A 15,634-nucleotide genomic window follows, 5' to 3' on the forward strand; every position below is an offset into this window, starting at 1 on the left:
TATAATATTAACCATGCTATTTTTTATTTGTCAAATTGATCCATCGCTTCTTGAGACATCTCTTCTACAACGCCATAATCACCATCTTGAGTGTATTCATATGATTGGCGTGCTTGTTTGGCCTTTTTTTGTAATTTAGCGTCTTCAATCGTATCAATAAGCCACTTTGTGCCATCAAACTCTTTGTTGGTATTAAAACTATTGGCAAGTTTATCATTTAGCGGATGTGTAAATGGCTTGCTAGAAAATCGTGTCTGATGAATGGATTTTGTGCGTACATTTTCCAAAGACTCATTAAGCGACTCAATGACCTGCGTACCAACAATCTTACCTTGATGGTCTAGATAAAAATAATTCGTTTGAGTCAAATTCATTGACAAGACGCTCTCGATGAGCTGCATTAAGTTGCCCAAATCTTGGCTATGATAGCCATCATTGATGAGTGCCAAATCATCAATCGCCTGCTTAATTTTAGCTGATTTACCATCAGTGTAGTCGGCAGTATTGGCATCTACATGGGCTTTTAGGGCTTTACTGATATGCTTAATGACAACACCTGTAGCATTGCCCAAATCATGCAGATCAAAATGCACCTTAATGGCAGAAGTTGCCCCTATTTTTTTGGCAAATTTGTCATTTGAGATATCAACAGCCGTGAAGTTTTCATCATCTAACTCTTTGATGGTATCAAGTATGCCTTGATTGATGGCATCAAAAATGACAGGCATGGGTAACTGCTTATGTAAATCATTAGGCAGTGCAAAAGTCATCTCCCGCTCTGGCAACTCGCTAAGCGATGGCATATGCTTTGATGCCCTAGTAGCAATGATTGGCAGTATGGCAGACACATCAGCCTTTAGTTTAGATTGATTAAAATCAAGCTGTATGGGCAACTGAATGGAGTATTCCATCGTTGGCGAATAAAAATCCATTGAGCCTACCGTTGTGATTTGGCGTGCTTGTGGTTGATGATGACTAAGTACGGTAACGACATTTCGGTCATAAACATAAAGGTTTTTTGCTGATATTTGCCCGTCAGTCTGTTTATTATTATCCAAAAACATACTCAAAAACCCCACAAGCATGGGCGGAAGGTTACCTAACGCATAATTTTTGGATGACAGGACAGGTTGGTCTGCCAAGCCTTCTTGTTTCATGCGTTTGTAATCATCAAACGCCGTCTTGATTTGAGTGAGTGGACTGCGTTCTGTGTTGGATTCTGGATGATGGTATTGCTCGGCACTATGTCTAATGGCGTCATGCAGTGTTGTCATCTGTGATGGCTGATACTCATCATATCTGTCATGCAAGGCAACATCTAGACAGTTAATGTTGTCAATGTATGCCTGTGCGAATGCTTCTGCGTCATTATGATGACCCTTTCCTGAATTCAGTAACGACTGTATGGTGCGGTATTTATTCAGATGGCACTGTTTTTCTTGCACCAAAAAATCCAAATCGTCTTTTGTTATTGATTGCATGATATAAAAGCTGGGCGATAGATTGGCATTTAATGTAATCACTTCACTACAATCATGATAATTTTTATAGACCAAATCATAATAATCATATTGCTCATCAGCATAGGATTGGATTTGACGGTTTGGTGATAAAGCCTGTCTAATGGTGGTGTTGTACATCATTGCACAGCTTTTGGCATATGCCAAGTCTTCAGCAATATAGCCACCTTTGCCATACAACGGCTGACTTTGGGTGTCAAAATCTTTGATGGCGACATCCAACTGTTCGAGCAGTTGTTTTACTTCGGCGTTATTGGTGGTAATCGTAGGGTCTTTTTCAATCAAGTCATCAAGCGACAAGGAGATATCAGCAACATCTTCTTGTAGCTGATAAGCCAAGCTCTGCACAAAAGCACCTTGCTCAATAAGTGCACGACTAACATCATCAGCGTCATGACTTTGGGTGGTAATGCCTTCAGGAATTCTCCCCAATACCTCATCATCATAACGCAAACCACCCAATACTTCCTCCGTCAAGTAGTCATCATACGAGCGATATGCAGGCTGGTATTTATTTTGATTTTGGTATGTGTAGGTCTTTAGAATGCTAGCTGTTAGTGTATCAGCACCATGATTGACACTGTCTTTACCAACCATAGGCATGGCTCTAGAATGAATGGTAGATAAGGCGAAACGATCTGATTGTAGGTGGTTTTTTAGGGCATTGGTTAGCTTATTTTTACTGATGGTGGCAGGCGATTGCTCATCGCTGAATAACTCTAAAGCATTTCCATGCATCTGACTGTATGCCCAATTGGTCTTAGCTAAGCTACTAGGCTGAGTGCTAGGCGTGCTTTGGCAAGCACTTAACATCAATGCACCAATCAAGACAACACCTAGCTTCAAGGTGGGCTTGGTTGATTTTTTCATGATTATTTCCTTATTTTATAAACTAATGAATTTTATTATACTAAAAAGCTCTCTTGGCATCAGAGATATTTTATATCTTTGTGAAAAATAGCCCCATCATCACAAAATCACCACAAAACTAATCGCCTATTTGCCTTAAAAATAGGATAACCACATCAATCCAATGATTTTACTAAATTATTTACCAAAATAATCCAACAAAACCTCAAGGCACTTTTTGGCTTTGGCGGGCAACTGTTCTTTGGAGATGGATACTGCACTTAAAGTTAGTGATGGTAGTGAGTATTCAGTCAACACAGGAACAAGTCTACCAGATAGAATAAATGGCTTGGCATCAAGCTCGCTTGCCTTGACAATGCCATAGCCTGATGCGGCAAGTTCTAGAGCAACGGTTTGGTCGTTGCTGATGAGGCGTGATGATACTTTGATGCTAAATTTATCATGAGCTTTTTGAAACTCTAGGTTATCATAGAGTCTTTCATCATTGGTAATAAAAGCGTGTGTGGATAGGTCTTTTGGTACACTGATGGCTGAATGCTTGTCTAGATAACTTGGCGAAGCAAGTAGTAGCTGTTTTAGTTTGGTCAAGCTAACACCTTGAGGACTTTCTTCTAGCAATAACGCAAAATCAATGCGGTCTTCTATCATATCAAGATTATTGCCACGACAAATGATATTGAGTGCTAGATTTTCATGTGTTTTTAGCCATGAGTTTAGTGCGGGAATGAGGTAATTGCTGGCGATGACAGGCGAGGTAGCAATACGCAAATTGCCTGAGATTTCATCTTTTAATTGTAGGACATTTTCTTTGCCCTGCTCGGCAGCTTTCATCATCTGCAAGGCGGCATGATACAGGCTTTCACCTGCCTCGCTTAGACTCAGCTTGCGAGTAGAGCGATGCATGAGCGTTACGCCCAAGTCCGTCTCAAGCGTACGAATCTGCTGACTGACCGCACTGGTGGTAATGCCCAATTCCTTGGCAGCACTGCTAAATGACCCATGGCGAGCCACGCTAGCAAAAATCGCCATACTACGCAAATTATCTAACATAAACACCTTTTTGTTATTGATATTGGTTGAAACAAGACGCCCTTTTTGTTGCTAAATCTCTACATCTGTTATTTAGTAGAATGATCCAAAGTGAGCTTGGTGCTTACGATGATGGGGTTTTTGTCATTTTGGATGAAACCAAGTTGCCACAGTTGCTGCACAACAGGACTTTGGATAATTTGGTTTTGAGCATCAATGAGTACATCTGCTACACGCTCTTGTTGTAAAACATATGGCGTGCTGTGTTTGTCATTATCCGTCAACGAAGGCAGTTCATCGCTAAGTTGCATATCTGGAAAATGACGAGCGATTTTCTCTTTAGCAGAAGCAAAGCTGGTATCAACTTGTGCGTTATTACTTTGTACATATAATGTACTGACATTGTCAATACTCCCCATCATTCGGCTATGATGTAATAACGCCAACTCATCATTATCAAAAATGCCCTCTTGGCGTGCTAAAAATAACCAATAGTCCCACTTTTGTGCATCCCATTCACCCGTCAGCTCAGCTTTTGGTGCGTGTAATTTTTGAATCAAGCTGGCTTTATTGGTCAGCTCTATTGGCTCATTTGTATGATTGGCTAGTACATCAGATGGTAAGCTATCTTGATGGGCGTGCTTGGTATCCGCAGTACTTTGCAAGTCTGTATCCAAGATTGAGTCATCATTGGTTAAAATATCATCTGTTAGGCTTTGAACCCCTTGAATCTCTTTAGGTTGCAAATCTAGTTCTTGGCAAGCCATCTCATCATTATCATTTGATGGGTAATGACTCATCTGTGGCTCTATGCTTACCTTTTGTGTATGCGTTACATCAACACCATCAGACATCTCTTCGGTGGCATGGTTGTCTATGGCATGATTGTTGATATTATCATTCGTATTGCCATCTGTATGGTTATCGGCTTGTTCGGCTACATCAGCGGTTGTATCAGCCACATTGATTTCGTTGGTGGTGGTTTGATTGGAAAAGGTTTGGTGGGTGTGTAGCGGACGAAACGCCAGAAGTCTTAAAATCCCCATTTCAAGTGCCTGCATTGGCGTGCTAGCAAGGCGGACTGATTCACGAGTTTTGATGGCAATCTCATAATACAGTTGCAGAGTATCGGCAGAGATTTTTTGGGATAGGTTTAAAAATGCTCGTCTTTGCTCTTGATTTTTATCCATCTGTAATGGCAAAAATTGTATCAAGGCAAGCTCATGCAGTCCATCAATGATGGCATCAAGTACTGCCACTGCATCAACCATCTGCTCACGCAAACGAGTGATATGCTGTGCAACCTGTTGGCGTCTGTCGGTATAAATATCGTCAATCAGCGATATCACATCAAGCCCATCAACAAGCCCTAGCATTTGTGCGACTGTATCAGCATTGAGACGACCGCCACCAAAGGCAATGGCTTGGTCAGTTAAGGATAATGCATCACGCACCGAGCCTTTAGCGGAGCTAGCCAGTTGCCAAACGGCATTCTCATCAAAGTCAATGCGTTCAGTATTTAAGATGCCACTTAGATGCTCATGTAGCAATGCTTGAGACATCGGACGCAACACAAATTGTAGGCAGCGGGATACGATGGTGATGGGTAGTTTTTGGGGGTCGGTCGTTGCTAGGATAAACTTAACATGTTCAGGTGGCTCTTCTAATGTCTTTAATAGTGCATTAAAAGAGTGCGTTGAGAGCATATGCACTTCATCAATCAGATAGACCTTATAGCGTCCTTGAGTGGGTGCGTAAGGCACATTTTCAAGCAGGTCTCTGGTGTCTTCAACTTTGGTTCGGCTAGCGGCATCAATTTCTATTAGGTCAATAAATCGTCCATTATCCACACTCACACAAGTATCACACACCCCGCAAGGCTGACTTGTGATACCTGTTTCGCAATTGAGACATTTTGCCAAAATCCTAGCGATGGTTGTCTTACCTACCCCACGAGTGCCTGTAAACAGATAAGCATGATGCAACCGACCTGTATCAATGGCATTGGTTAGGGCATGCGTGATGTGCGTCTGCCCTATCATTTGAGCAAAGTTTTTTGGACGGTATTTTCTTGCTAAGACTTGATATTGCTCGCTCATACGATTCTCGTGTGCAGATGACACCACAACTAAAAGACGCCAAGTGATGCATAGCTAGTATAACAGCTAATATTTAGGCTGTCTTGTGGCATATGCCTTATTTAGATAAAATGTAAACCGATTCCAAAGTAAGTCAATCGATCAGCTCTCTTGTTTATGTCTCATGTGCGGAAACAAAATGACATCACGAATACTTGGAGCGTTGGCAAAAATCATCACAAGGCGGTCAATACCAATGCCTTCACCGGCTGTTGGCGGTAAGCCATATTCTAAGGCTTCAATGAAATCGGCGTCATAGTGCATTGCTTCATCATCGCCTGCATCTTTTTCGGCGACTTGGGCACGAAAGCGTTCGGCTTGATCAATAGGGTCGTTTAACTCTGAAAAACCATTTGCCAATTCTCGTCCGCCAATAAAAAACTCAAAACGGTCAGTAATGTGTGGATCATCATCATTACGGCGAGCCAATGGCGAAGTTTCTGCTGGGTATTCGGTAATGAAAGTCGGCTGTCTTAGCTGTGTTTCTACCGTTTCTTCAAAGACGATTGTTTGAAGTTTACCCAGTCCAAAAGAGGGCTTAACCTCTTCTTTTAGCGTATTTTTTACAAAATCTGCCAAGAACTCACGGTCGTTGATATTTTCCAATGATAAGTTTGGGTTGTATTTTAAAATCGCCTCACTCATTGGGATTTTGGCAAATGGGGCTTTAAAGCTAAATACTTCATCGCCATAAGGAACATCGGTCGTACCTAGAATATCAGTTGCCAATTTTTCTAGCATATTTTCAGTCAATGCCATCAAATCTTTATAATCAGCATAGGCTTCATAAAATTCAATCATCGTAAATTCAGGGTTGTGGCGAGTGGATACGCCTTCATTTCTAAAATTACGATTAATCTCAAATACTCGCTCAAATCCACCAACAACCAAGCGTTTTAAATACAGCTCTGGAGCGATGCGTAGATATAAATCCATATCCAAAGCATTATGATGGGTAATAAACGGCTTGGCAGATGCACCACCAGGAATAATGTGCATCATTGGCGTTTCTACTTCCATATAGCTTTCTTTGGTTAGATAATCACGAATGCCCGCCACGACTTTTGAACGAATTTCAAAAGTTTTGCGTGTCTCTTCATTGACCATGAGATCCAAATATCTTTGGCGATATTTGACTTCGGTGTCATTAAGTCCGTGAAATTTATCAGGCAAGGGGCGTAAAGATTTGGTCAGTAGCTCAAACTGCTCCAAATGAATGTACAAATCACCTTTACCAGAACGACCAATATAGCCACTCCCTGCAACAATATCGCCCAAATCAAGTGATTTGATTAAATCTAGTGTTTCGCCACCTAATCCTTTTCTATCCACATACAGCTGAATGCGTCCTGTCATGTCTTGAATGACAATGAACGACCCACGATTCAGCATGACTCGCCCTGCGACTTTGGCATAGACCTTTTCGCCATCTTCAATGGCTTGTTTATCTACGCCTTCAAATTGAGTCTGTAAATCCTGAGCATAGTCTTTACGCTTAAAGGTATTTGGATAAGCGGTTTTACCAACTTCCTTAGCTTTATTTTCTAGTACTTGTAATTTGGCGAGTCGCCCTGCAATTAAATCATTTTCGCTGATTGGTTGTTCAGGGGTTTGAGATTGGTTTGACATAATTAAAACCTTTATAAAAGTACCTATTATTTGATGATAAAATCATAAGGATATATTAAGATTTTTCATCAGTGGTTAAATAAAATAAGATTAAAAATTTGTGTTTTTACAGCACGCAAAAGTTTATCACAGTTTTTTAAACATTGGTTGTTTTGCTATTATCTATTACTATAAAAGCAAACACCTTAGCAAGTACATTATGCAACTTAGAGTACCGCTTACCATTTATCATGGTTTGGATACGGTATCTGTTACCTACTTTGATTGGTTTTGGGATTTTTCTGACAGTCATGTTTGGGATAGTTTTTGTATCAATGACTAAGAATCATCACCCTAAATAAACTACCCTGATACACTCGCCATCAAATCTGCTTGATGCTCTCTTAGCAAGCTATCAAGCAGTTCACCCAAATCCCCTTCCATGATGGCATCTAGCTTGTAGAGGGTGAGATTAATGCGATGATCCGTGATTCGCCCTTGTGGGAAGTTATAAGTACGAATGCGTTCACTTCTATCGCCAGAGCCGACTAGGTTTCGTCTCATGTCGCTGGTTTGGTCAATTTGAGCCTGAACTTTGGCTTGTTGGATTTTCGCAATGAGCATTTTCATCGCTTTGTCTTTATTGGCATGCTGTGAGCGTTCTTGTTGGCATTCTGCCACCACACCTGTAGGAATGTGAGTAATACGCACCGCAGAGTCTGTGGTATTGACATGCTGACCACCTGCACCACTTGAACGATAAGTATCAATGCGTAAATCGGCAGGATTGATCTCAACCATATCATCAATCTCTACCTCAGGCATTACCGCTACGGTACACGCTGAAGTATGTACTCGCCCTTGAGATTCGGTCTCTGGAACTCGCTGAACACGATGTGCCCCAGACTCAAACTTAAGCCGTCCATACACGCCTGCACCCGACACACGACTGATGATTTCTTTATAACCACCGTGTTCACCTTCATTGGCGGATAACACTTCCACTTGCCAGCCTTGTGATTGAGCGTATTTTTGATACATACGAAATAAATCGCCCGAAAATATGGCCGCCTCGTCCCCACCTGTGCCTGCACGAATCTCCAAAAATGCCGTTGCCTTGTCATTGGGGTCTTTGGGCAACATTGATACATTTAAAGTTTCGGTAAGCTCATCAATTTTAGCTCTGGCGGTGGTAATTTCCTCTTGGGCAAGCTCTTTCATATCAGGGTCAGCAAGCATTTCTTGAGCGATCTGGAGATCGCTTTCACACTGGATAAAAGATTGCCAAAGTGCCACAAGCTCGGACAGGTCGCTATGCTCCACCGATAAAGCACGAAACTTCTTGTTATCAGAAATGGTATCAGGGTCGGATAAAAGTGCCGTAACCTCTTCAAATCTATCCGACATTTGATCTAGGCGTTGGCGTAGGGATTCTTTCATATTTTTATCAATGATTAATGTCTAAAAACTGTTTATTCTGCCATAATTTAGGGATTATTGCCAATGATTTTAGCGTCTAACCAACCAAACGCCACTTTCTATATGATGTGTATAGGGGAATTGATCAAATAAAGCAAGGCGTTTGATTTGATGGGTTTGGGTTAAAAATTGCAAATTATCAAATAAAGTATCAGGATTGCACGAGATATAAATAATGTTGTCAAACTCCGCCAAAATCTTTAAGGTATCATCATCAATCCCTGCTCTTGGCGGATCTACAAATACTGTATTAAAATCATAATCTTTAATATCAATGCCACTTTCACTCAACCGACGAAATTCTCTTTGACCTGTGCATGCCTCACTAAACTCTTCTGCTGACAATCTGGCGATAGCAATATTATCAATATTGTTATGTTTGATTGCCCATTTGGCGGCATTGACCGAAGATTTTGCCAATTCAGTGGCAAGCACTCTATTAAAGTATTTGGATAAAGGCAAAGTAAAATTACCATTGCCACAATATAATTCCAATAAGTCCTTGTTGCCGTCAATACACTCTGCCACATCACAAGCAAAGTTTAGCATATCACGACAGACATAAGCGTTAGGCTGACTAAACCCCCCTTCTATTTGACGATAAAAAAAGTCAGTATCATTTTCCTTGATTTTAACCGTCATTTTTTCGGTAACAAATTCATCAGACAATACAATCTTTTGTCCACGACTTCTACCGATGAGTTTAATGTTTAATTCATCTGCCAGCGTATTTGCCAATACCTGCCAATTTTCATCTAATTTTTTATGATAAATTAAAGTAACAAGCATTTCACCGCTTAAGGTATTTAAGAAATGAGCCTCAAACAAGCGTTGGCTAAGAGATTGGTTTTGCTTTAATTTTTCTAATAACACAGGCATGAGTGCGTTAATATCAGCACTTACAATGGCAAAATCATTGATACGCACGACAGTTTTTGTGCCATTTTCTTGTCTATCAAACATGGCATAAAACAGGTCATCTTCATCATGCCAAATACGAAATTCTGCCCGAAAGCGAAAATGACTGATAGGCGATGGATAAACCTGCAAAACAGGTGGATTAAAAGTGCTAAACTGCTGTTCAATACGCTGAATTTTGGCAGATAGCTGGGCTTGATAGTCGTCTTGTTGGTGTTTTGTCATTGCTATATGGCTTGTTTTTGAATAACTAAGCATTATAACAGATGATAGCTGATATGCCAAAACATTCCGGTTTAAGTCGTGGGTATCCTTTGTATACTGATTACACCCCTAAAAATGGGCAGTATGATGGGGTGTGAAGACACTGACGAATAACACACCCCAACAGCTGTATAGCGATTGGGGTGTGTTATTCGTAGTGAGCTGTTTTAGACAAGCTATCTTAAAAGTGGTGGGTTAGATTTTTTTAACAATGACCGAACCGATGGAATAGCCTGCCCCAAACGAGCAAATGACACCCAAATCACCAGAACTTACACCATCTTGATGTTCATGAAAGGCAATCATTGGGCTTGCTGAACTGGTGTTGCCATATTCGGTGATGGCAATTGGTGCAATGTTTTTGTCAGCATCTTTACCCATCACAGTGCGTAAAATCAAATCAATCATGTTAATATTGGCTTGATGTAGCCATAGGCGTTTGACCTGCTCACTTGCAATCTGGTTTTCCGCCAAATGTGTACTGATGATTTCAGAGACCTTTGGGCAGACTTCACGGAACACTTTGCGTCCTTCTTGCAAAAACAACTTGTCCGTTACGGGCTCTTTAATATCGTGATGCATCTCTTCCCCAGATGCCAAGTACTCACTTCTATCCATAAAGCCATATTCATTCTTGATGTTGGTAGAGAACTGCGTGAACAGCTTGCAATCTAGGATCTCATAGCCTTTTGGTGTATCACTTTGTTCAATGATGGTCGCTGCTGCGATATCGCCAAAAATAAAGTGGCTATCACGATTACGCCAGTTAAGGTGAGCGGAAGTAATCTCAACATTGACCACTGCCACACGCTTAGCCAAGCCTGCTTTAATCATGCCAGTAGCTTGGGCAATGCCAAAGGTCGCTGCACTGCACGCCACATTGGTATCAAAAGCAAAACCACCAGTCATGCCAACAGCATTTTGGATTTCAATGGCGATGGCAGGATAGACACGCTGAAAATTTGAACAAGCACAGATAATACCGTCCAAATCCTCTGCTTTAAGCCCTGCATTATCTAAAGCCTGCTTTAACGCATCCACCCCCATCTCTGCCATGATAGACAGCTCCTCACCCAACTTTCTAGCAGGGAAAATTGGCGCCATGATGTTTGGGTCTAAGATGCCTTTTTTGTCAATGACATAGCGGGATTTGATGCCAGAAGCCTTTTCAATGAACTCGGCAGATGAATGCTGTAAAGCGGTCTTGTCGCCTGCTTCAATGGCGGTGGCATTATCACGGTTGTAGTTATCTACATAGGCGTTAAATGCTGACACCAACTCTTCATTGGTGATTTTATCTTTTGGTTTATGTAGTCCTGTGGCGGTTAGATAAATTGCCATAGATTATCCTTATTTACACGATTTGTTAATCAGTCGTACTTATGACTTATGATGATTTAGTTTACCATAAAAAATGTAACCAGTTGTAAAATTTTATCACAACTTTTCAAAAATTAGTGAACATTTTTTCACCCATGATGTATTTTTTGCCCTGCTACTTTGTATTTAGACTGACCCATAGTTTTTCTAGGCGTTTTTCTGAAATGGCAAACTTAGTTTTCATGGGTTGGGCAAATAGATTGATGCGATACTCTTCTACCGCCCAACGATAGTCGCTTACCTTGGGGTCGTGTACTCGATTGGCAAGGCGTTCCATGTGTACATCAAGCAGATATACCCCATCAAGGTCGGCATCTAGGTTGTGTGCCAATCTATCTAGGCGAATATTAAGTGCTTGTAAGTAGCGGGGGTATTCTCGCCAATGACCCACATCGGTACGATAGATAAAATCAGACAAACTCAAATCATCTAGCTGATCCTCGATATCTTCAATACTCTCACCAAAAATCTCACGATCAAGCATGAGTAGCTTGCCTCGAGCACTCTGCCAACTGATGTAGATGTCTTTTAAGGTCTTTAAAGTGGACTGCCCTGTTAATAAAAACTCTGTTAGTAATTTGTCTTTAGTTAAATCAAATTCTGTCTTGTTAAAAGGCAAATGTTCTGACAGCCATGCAGTCTCATCATCAATGAGTGCGTCAATATGCTCACGGACACTTTGGCTATCATCCATAAAGGCAGGAGCATGGTCATGAAGGCATGCTTGCAAGGTTGCATCAACGACCAAAGTTTTTAGCTTCTCAAGGTCGCCAAGCGGTGCAAATGACAGCTTAAATGCTTTATCAATCTGTCCTGTGAGTTGTTTTTGTTTGGCACCTAGTTTGGCTTTAATAAGCGATAGCACGCCTGCTTGATGCGTATTGAGTGCTGACTTTAACTCAGTAAACTGGGCGATGGATACCGCCACGCCTGTTTTATCGGCTTTTAGTGCTGAAAATTCTTGCATGACCACGCCAGCACTGTGCTTATTTCTCACAAAATTAAAATGCTCAGGAAAATCATGATGCAACCCTTCTTCCACCATCACTTCTTGGCGAATGGTTGTGGTATGGCGTGCTTTTAATCGTGCCAAATCTCGGCTTTTTTCAATGACATGGTTTTTGTCATCAACCACACAGATGAGCGGTCGTAGGTAATTATCCACTTTACTAGGATCAAAGTCGGCAGGCACAACACGCACGCCCAGTCTTATCAGGTTTTGACAAATCTGGTCAAGAAGTCCTGTTCTGCCATCAGCGTTTAACTGGTCAAAAATCTTATCCGTAGTATCAGGAATGGGAACGATTTGACGGCGTAGCTCTTTGGGTAAGGTCTTTAACAGCTGTAGTACCAACTCATATCGCCACCCTGCAATCCCCCAAAGCAGTGCAACTGAATCAATCTGGGATAGTGCCTTAATGGGTACTCGCACCGTTACGCCATCATCATCGGAGCTTGGGTCAAATACATAAGACAATGGTAGCTTGATTGTGCCCATTTGCCATGTTTCTGGAAAATCCTGATTGGTATCAATGCTTTGAGTGAGAACATCGTCATCACCAAAGAATAGATAGTTTGGGTCGTCATTGGCTTTTTCATGATAAAATTCTTCAAAAGCCTTGCGACTGGCGATGTGTTTTGGGATTTTTTCATCATAAAATTGATAAAGCCTTTCTTCATCAACCAATAAATCTCGGCGACGCAACTTATCCTCAATGCGTTCAACATCTTTGATTTTAGCGGTATTGTGGCTAAGAAATTTGGCATTAAAACCGTAATTATCCCCCACAAGTGCATCACGAATGAAAATCTCTCGTGCATGCTCGATATCTACAGGCTCATAATTGGTCAGCTCTTTGGCAACAATAACAAGCCCGAAAAGACTGATTTGCATATAAGCACGCACTCGCCCTACTTTTTTTGACCAATGTGGCTCAAAATAATGATATTTTAACAAACCGTCTGCCGCCGCCACGATCCATTCAGGTTCAATCTTGGCATTGCATCGCATATAGACCTGAGAAGTTTCCACCACCTCAAACGCCATAAGCCAGTCCACACCTTTTTTGTGCAAAGTGGAAGCTGGAAATATGCGTGCTTTTTGGCTACGAGCCATGAGATACTCTCCCATGACATCAGTTTTGTGTGCCACAAAAGACAATAAGGCGGTTAATAAAGCTCGATGAATATTGGAGTAATCTAGGGCGGTTTGGTCAAGTATGCCTTGCTTACTGATGCCTTTTAGGGCGGATAGACTAACGGCTTGTTTGGATTTTTTGTGCTTTTTATTTTTATCCAAAGATAGTCTAACGCCTTTTTTGGTGTCAATCTTGGTTATGCTGTCGTTACCACTAGCCTTCAGCTCGGCTTGCGCCGGCTTAATTTCAAAGCCCAATTCTGCCATCATAGATGACAACTGTTCATGCGTCTTTTGCCATTCACGGATACGAGTAAAGCTAAGATAATGTTTTTTGGCAAAATTACGGCGTGCATTGGTACTTAGTAACTGATGGTCACTGGTCTCATGCAGTCCAAACAATGCCTGATAAAGCTCTAAATAAAACAAAAAATCTGAATGTTCACGGCGGAACAAGGCGTGCTTTTGGTCGGCTTGCGATTGTTTGTTAATCGGTCTTTCACGCACATCTTGTACCGCAAGTGCAGAGACAATGATGAGCATATCCGCCAAACAATCAAAATGATTGCCAGCAATGAGCATTCTAGCAAGTCTTGGATCGATGGGCATTTTTGCCATAATTTGACCTATCTTGGTCAGCTTGGTCGGTGTGGACTTGCGTTTTTTGATGGCGGTTTTTGTGGAAGTATCAGTAATTGCCCCAAGCTCAAGGAGTAGTTTTTTGCCGTCATTGACAAGGCGAAAATCAGGCGGTGTAATAAAATCAAACTCTGCCACATCACCTAGATTTAACCGAGTCATCTGCAAAATCACACTGGCTAAATTAGTACGCAAAATCTCAGGCTCAGTAAATTCTAAACGAGCATAAAAATCCTCTTCAGAATACAGACGAATACACACGCCATGACCAATACGACCGCATCGACCTGCTCTTTGGTTGGCGGCAGCCTGACTGACGGCCTCAATGGGCAGTCTTTGAATACGAGAACGATAATTATAGCGGCTGATGCGTGCAAAACCCAAATCAATCACATAACGAATATTAGGGACAGTAAGAGCGGTCTCAGCGACATTGGTGGCGATGATGATGCGTCGCCCTTTGCCTGTGTGGTGAAAGATTCTTTGCTGTTCAGCAAAACTTTGGCGAGCAAATAGCGGTAAAATCTCGGTATGTGGCGGTGCATGAGTGGTCAAAATTTCACCAAGCTCACGAATCTGTGCTTCAGTACTGGCAAAGATTAGTATATCGGCTTGGTGAGAATGTCCTTTTTTGGTAGCATCGTCAAAACACTCAGCAACCGCTGCTGTCAAAGCTCGAGGTAGGGCATCTTCTATCTCATCAAAGGCATCGTCATCATGACTTAGAACAATCTGGTCTGTCAAAGGACGATAGCGTATCTCCACAGGGTAGCTTCTGCCTTCTACACTAAATACAGGTGCAGGCTTGCCCTCTTTGGCAAAGTAATTGGCAAACCGCTCAGTATCTAGCGTGGCAGAAGTGATGATGACTTTCAAATCTGGTCGTTTGGGGAGCAGACTCTTTAAATAACCCAAAATAAAATCAATATTAAGACTGCGTTCATGTGCTTCGTCAATGATGATGGTATCGTATCGAGTCAAAAATCTGTCCGAGCCAAGTTCAGCTAGCAAGATGCCATCTGTCATTAGCTTGACAATGCTGTGTTGACCACCCTCTTCGGTAAACCGCACTTTAAAACTCACGGTCTGCCCTAAAGGCTCGCCCAACTCCTCTGCAATGCGACTTGCCACCGAGCGAGCGGCTAGACGGCGTGGTTGTGTGTGTCCGATTTGCCCTGCGATACCACGACCGGCAAGCATGGCAAGTTTTGGCAACTGCGTGGTCTTGCCTGAGCCTGTCTCCCCTGCTACGATGATGACCTGATTGTCCTTGATGGCGTTAATGAGCATATCTGCTTCTTTGGTAACAGGCAGATCATGATTTAAAAGTTCGTCCAAATTTTTGGGAATGGCGGATTGTCTTTTTAAAAAAGCAACATGGGAACGGTTTAATATTTCGTCATATCTGGCTTGTTTGGCAGACTGATCATCGCCATGTGTGTTTTTGATTTCTTGGGCTAAACGATATAGATAATGACGGTCTTTGCTTAATATGGATGATGGATTCATAAGGTGTGATTGATGAACTGTGAATGAAATAGTGGCATCAAATACAGTGATGCTCAATGATGGCTATGTTTTATGGTTGCTATATTAAATAATGATGAATATAAAGTGGCAGTTTGGCTACTTAAAATGATTATTGTAATGCA

The 15,634-nt window shown here is 41.7% G+C and carries 9 protein-coding genes; 1 reads left to right on the plus strand and 8 read right to left on the minus strand.

Going from position 1 to position 15,634, the window contains the following annotated elements:
• Nucleotides 1-23: 23 nt before the first annotated feature.
• The 4 genes from ACERC6_RS00335 to lysS form a co-directional block, all read right to left on the minus strand.
• On the minus strand, nucleotides 24-2,390 hold the full coding sequence (locus tag ACERC6_RS00335) for a hypothetical protein (RefSeq protein ID WP_373627263.1): 2,367 nt from the start codon (nucleotides 2,388-2,390) through the stop codon (nucleotides 24-26).
• 177 nt (nucleotides 2,391-2,567) lie between these two features.
• A complete protein-coding gene (locus ACERC6_RS00340) occupies nucleotides 2,568-3,440 on the minus strand; it encodes a LysR family transcriptional regulator (RefSeq protein WP_373627264.1) in 873 nt (290 codons plus the stop codon).
• Nucleotides 3,441-3,508: 68 nt separating this feature from the next.
• On the minus strand, nucleotides 3,509-5,518 hold the full coding sequence (gene dnaX / locus ACERC6_RS00345) for a DNA polymerase III subunit gamma/tau (RefSeq protein WP_373627265.1): 2,010 nt from the start codon (nucleotides 5,516-5,518) through the stop codon (nucleotides 3,509-3,511).
• 141 nt (nucleotides 5,519-5,659) lie between these two features.
• The gene (lysS, locus tag ACERC6_RS00350; protein ID WP_373627268.1) at nucleotides 5,660-7,186 is read right to left on the minus strand and encodes a lysine--tRNA ligase; all 1,527 of its coding nucleotides are present in this window, start codon (nucleotides 7,184-7,186) and stop codon (nucleotides 5,660-5,662) included.
• Between the two features lie 199 nt (nucleotides 7,187-7,385).
• Here lysS and ACERC6_RS00355 point away from each other — a divergent pair, with 199 nt between their 5' ends.
• A complete protein-coding gene (locus tag ACERC6_RS00355) occupies nucleotides 7,386-7,508 on the plus strand; it encodes a hypothetical protein (protein ID WP_373627269.1) in 123 nt (40 codons plus the stop codon).
• 20 nt (nucleotides 7,509-7,528) lie between these two features.
• On the opposite strand, the gene prfA is transcribed toward ACERC6_RS00355, so the two are convergent.
• The 4 genes from prfA to hrpA form a co-directional block, all read right to left on the minus strand.
• Nucleotides 7,529-8,605: a peptide chain release factor 1 gene (gene prfA, locus ACERC6_RS00360; RefSeq protein ID WP_373627270.1), complete on the minus strand. Its 1,077-nt coding sequence runs from the start codon at nucleotides 8,603-8,605 to the stop codon at nucleotides 7,529-7,531.
• Between the two features lie 69 nt (nucleotides 8,606-8,674).
• The gene (trmA, locus tag ACERC6_RS00365; protein WP_373627273.1) at nucleotides 8,675-9,787 is read right to left on the minus strand and encodes a tRNA (uridine(54)-C5)-methyltransferase TrmA; all 1,113 of its coding nucleotides are present in this window, start codon (nucleotides 9,785-9,787) and stop codon (nucleotides 8,675-8,677) included.
• Between the two features lie 234 nt (nucleotides 9,788-10,021).
• A complete protein-coding gene (locus ACERC6_RS00370) occupies nucleotides 10,022-11,167 on the minus strand; it encodes a beta-ketoacyl-ACP synthase III (RefSeq protein WP_284674492.1) in 1,146 nt (381 codons plus the stop codon).
• Between the two features lie 154 nt (nucleotides 11,168-11,321).
• Complete coding sequence (gene hrpA / locus ACERC6_RS00375; protein ID WP_373627274.1) at nucleotides 11,322-15,491, minus strand: ATP-dependent RNA helicase HrpA; 4,170 nt, start codon at nucleotides 15,489-15,491, stop codon at nucleotides 11,322-11,324.
• Between the last annotated feature and the right edge of the window lie 143 nt (nucleotides 15,492-15,634).

This window comes from Moraxella sp. E33BD (assembly GCF_041807865.1).
Taxonomy (GTDB): Bacteria; Pseudomonadota; Gammaproteobacteria; order Pseudomonadales; family Moraxellaceae; genus Moraxella; species Moraxella haemolytica.